This window comes from Xanthomonas sp. SHU 199 (genome assembly GCF_000364665.1).
GTDB lineage: Bacteria > Pseudomonadota > Gammaproteobacteria > Xanthomonadales > Xanthomonadaceae > Xanthomonas_A > Xanthomonas_A sontii.
Genome location: NZ_AQOI01000781.1, coordinates 1 through 4058 on the forward strand (window position 1 = coordinate 1; position 4058 = coordinate 4058).

Consider the following 4058-nt stretch of genomic DNA (forward strand, 5'->3'; position numbering starts at 1 on the left):
GGCGGTGTCGATGCGCCAGTGCAGCGACGCCTCGGTGCTGACCAACGCCTGCTGCAGATCCGCCTCGGTGTCGGCGAGCACGTCCAGCACGCCCAGGTAATCCTTGTTGGAGTGGCTCAGGCGGATCGCGTCGCCGGGTTGCCGCAGGCGCCGGTAGCGCGCTTCCCAGTGCGCATCGCTGCTGGCGTGGTCGGCACTGGCCACGGCCAGCGTGCCGTCGTGCTCGGCCACGTAGTAGCGCACCAGCGCCTGCGCGCGGCGCGCCTGCAGCGCCGGCAGCGGCCGGCCCAGGTGCAGGCCGAGCACACTGTCGAACCAGTGTCCGCCGAACAGGCGATCGAGCAGGAATTCGCGGCCGTCGCCGATGCTGCGGTAGTTGATCTCCACCAGCACCGGGCCGTCGGCGGTGAGGATGAACTCGCTGTGGCACACGCCGAAGCCGATGCCGAACGCCTGCAGTTGCGCCAGTGCCTGCTGCAGCACCGGGGTGTCGATGGCGCTGCGCCAGCGCGCCTCGCATTCGACGAAATGCGGTGGCGCCGACAGTTGCACGTCGAAGCCGCCGATCGGCTGCAGGGTGCGCCCGTCGCCGAGCGTTTCCAGGGTGAACAGCGGACCCTCCAGCACGCTCTCCAGCAGCACGCTGCGCTGCGGGTGGCGCTGCCAGAAATCATCGAGGTAGGCCTGCAGCGCCGCCGCGTCGGCGCAGTGGCGCACGTCCAGGCTGGCCACGCCTTCGCGCGGCTTGGCGATCAGCGGCCAGGGTGCCTGCGCCGGCGGCATCGCACCCGGCGCCAGGCTGCAGAACCACGGCGCCGGCAGGCCGAGCGCGCGCAGCCGCTGGCGCATCGCCGCCTTGTTCTTGGCCGCGTAGCAGACCTGCCAATCCTTGCCCGGCACGCCGAGCGCGGCGGCGACCACGGCGGCGCTGGTCTGCAGGTGGTCGCTGTTGCTGAACACCGCGCGCGGCGGCTGCGGCAGGCCGCCGAGCAGATCGAGCACGCCCAGCGGATTGAACACGTCGCACTCCAGCACCTGCACCGGTGCGGCGGGCGGATGGCGGCGGAAGTGCTCGAGGTGGGCGTGGCGGTGGTCGGTCAGCAGCAGCACCGGCACGCCCAGGCGCTGCGCGGCGGGGAGGAAGCCATCGGTCACCGCCGGGTGGCAGACGTGGCTGAGGAGCAGCAGGGGAGCGTCGTGCGAGGTCATGTGCGGGTCTCGTCGGGCGCAGGCGCACGCACGCCGCCGGCGCGGCCGCGCGGAGGCGGACACGGGAGGCATGCGCCGCGGCTGCGGCAGGGTCGCGTGGTTGCCTGGCGCATCGCATCGGGCGCGCGCTGGGTAGGGGAAGGACGCGGCTGCGTCCGCTGCAGGTGCCCGCGTCTCCCGCGGGCGGGGGCGCGCCGTGCTGGCGCGCGGTGGTGCGACTGCCGGCGTCGTCGTCCGACGCCGGCGGTGGATCAGAACGTGTACTCGAGGCCGACGGTGACGCTGCGGCCCGGCGCCGGCTGCCGGCCCCAGGGACTGGTGTCGATGCCGCGGTACCAGTACTTGCGATCGAACAGGTTGTTGACCGCCAGCGACGCGCTGAGCTTGCCGCTGGCGCCTTCGCTGAGCACCTGGCTCAGCTGCGCGTTCCACACCCAGTAGGCCGGCAGCTCGCCGACCGAGCCGATCGCGTTCTCCTGCACGGTGTTGGCCGCATCGCTGAAGGCGCGGCTGAAGTAATAGCTGGAAACGGCGACGGTGGTATGACCGGATTCGGGCCGATACGATGCGCCGAGGGTGAGCTGGTTGCGCGAGGTGTAGGGCACGCGCAGGCCGTCGTACACGCCCGATTCCTGCCGCGCGTCCAGGTAGGCGTAGCCGGCATTGAGGGTCAGCGCGCGCAGTTGCGCCGGGCTCCACTGCACTTCCACTTCGCCGCCCTGGTGGCGGGTCTTGCCGAGGTTGCGGTAGGTGCGCGTGGTGTTGTCGAGCTGGATCTGCTGGTCGAAGTCGATCAGGTAGCCGCCGAACTGCACGCGGGTGCGCTCATTGGGCTGGTAGCGTGCGCCGGCCTCGTAGTTCCAGGCCAGTTCGGCGTCGAGGTTGTCGCCGAAGATGATCTGGGTGACCTGCGGCGCGCGCAGCGAGCGCTGCCCGTCGGCGTACAGGTACCACTGCGGGCTGGCCTGGAACCCCAGGGTCAGGCCGGGCAGCACGTCGTCGGTCTTGTTGCGCGTGCGTGCGCCGCTGGCCAGGTTGTAGTAGCGCGAATCGACCTGCTCGTAGCGCAGGCCGGGGGTGACGGTGACGCGGCCGTCGGCGAAGGCGATCGCGTCGCTGACGTAGGCGGCGGCGCCGCGGTCCTTGAAGCGCCAGTCGCGCACCAGGGTGTACAGGCCGTCCCTGAGGCGGGTGTTGCCGACCAGGAAGTCGATGTCCTCGTTGATCGCGCGCGCGCCCAGCGTCCACTGCTGGCGCACCGCGCCGTCGCCCATCGTCCAGCTCAGCCGCGGCTCGCTGCCGTAGACGCGGAAATCGCGTGGGGCGCTCTGCCGCAGTTGCGGCGGCAGGTCGGGGCGCCAGGTCTCGCTGGCCGCCGAGCGCATGCCGACGATGAAGTTGCGGCTGCTGCGCGCGCTGAAGTTGCTCCAGTCCAGGCGCAGGTCCTGGAACGGCCCCACATCGCCGAAGTCCTGCTGGTAGACCAGCGAGGCGCGCGTGGTGCGGCCGTTGAATGCGTCCAGCGGCCGCGTCGACTGGCGTGGATCGCGCAGGTAGTCGGCGGTGGACAAGGCGCCGGCCATGTCCATGTCGGCGACGTAGCGCTGCACGCTGGCCTTGAGCAGCTTGTCCGGTGCCAGCCACCATTCCGCGCGCAGGCGCAGGTTCTTGATGTCGGTGGCGCTGTGCTCGCGCCAGTAGTCGCCCTTGGTCCAGTTGGCGTCCAGTTGCAGGCCGAAGGTATCGCTGGCGTAGCCGCCGGTGCTGATCGCGGTGTCGCCCAGGTAATGCCCAGCGCCGCCGGCGGTGACCTTCTGGCCCAGCGTGGTGGTCCAGGTGGTGGGGATGTCCGGGCTGATCAGGTTGATCACGCCGCCGACGTTGTTGGGGCCGTACTGCACCGCCGCGCCGCCGCGCACGATGTCGATGCGGTCGACCTGGTTCAGGCCGACCGGGAACAGCGACAGGCTGGTCTGCCCGTACGGCGCCAGCGCCAGTGGAATGCCGTCCTCCAGCACCTGCACGCGGCCGCTGCGGCTCTCGTACAGGCCGCGCAGCATGATCTGCGGCAGCGCGCCGGTGCCGGTCTCGTCGAACACCTTGATGCCCGGCACCTTCTGCAGCGCGTCGTCCAGCGAGCGGTTGGCGCCGGTGCGCAGTTGCGTGTTGTCGATCACCTGGCGGCTGCCGGCGTAGTGCTGCACGTCCTCGACGGTGGAGCGGCCGAGCAGGCTGCCCTGCACCTGCACCGCGTCGAGCTGGCGGATCCGCGCCTGCGCGTCGGCGTCGGGCGGAGTGTCCTCGGCGCACGCGCTGGAGGGGGCGAGCATGGCGGCGACGAGGGCGACGGCCAGCAGCGAAGGGGAAAGCGAAGCGATCAAGACGACGACTCCAGAGGCACGAAAACGGTCAGGGGCTGCGCAGGTCGGCCGCGCGCTGGCGCAACGCGGCCTGCAGCAACGCGCGGTCTTCGCCGGCGAACAGCCACTGCAGGTCCGCCTGCGCCAGCCAGTGCGCGCGTTGCGCGGCGTCGCGGGGATTGGGGCAGAAGGGAACGCCGGCGGCGCGGCAGGCCGCGTCGATCGCCAGCAGCTGTTCCCAGACCTGCGGATGGGTGGGCTGCGGGCCGACGCCCAGGTCCAGCGCCAGGTCCAGCGCGCCTTCCATCACCAGCGACACGCCGGGCACCTGCAGGACCTGCGGCAGGGCGCGCACGCCGGCGGCGCTCTCGATCATCGGGATCACGCGCAGGCGCGCGCGGCTGCCGGCGATGTAGTCGGCCAGGGCCACGCTGCCGAAGCCGGTGACCCGGCCGCCGGTGATGCCGCGGCGGCCGTGCGGCGGGAAGT

At 71.7% G+C, this 4058-nt stretch carries 3 protein-coding genes; all 3 read right to left on the reverse strand.

Going from position 1 to position 4058, the window contains the following annotated elements:
* Positions 1-1209 (reverse strand): ATP-grasp domain-containing protein (locus D183_RS0121445; protein ID WP_017910806.1); only part of this gene is annotated, 1209 nt, incomplete at its 3' end.
* Positions 1210-1460: 251 nt separating this feature from the next.
* Positions 1461-3587 (reverse strand): TonB-dependent receptor family protein, encoded by a 2127-nt coding sequence (locus D183_RS0121450; protein ID WP_441366766.1) that lies wholly within the window; start codon positions 3585-3587, stop codon positions 1461-1463.
* A gap of 31 nt (positions 3588-3618) precedes the next feature.
* On the reverse strand, positions 3619-4058 hold a 440-nt coding region (locus D183_RS0121455), incomplete at its 5' end, for an aldolase/citrate lyase family protein (protein ID WP_017910808.1).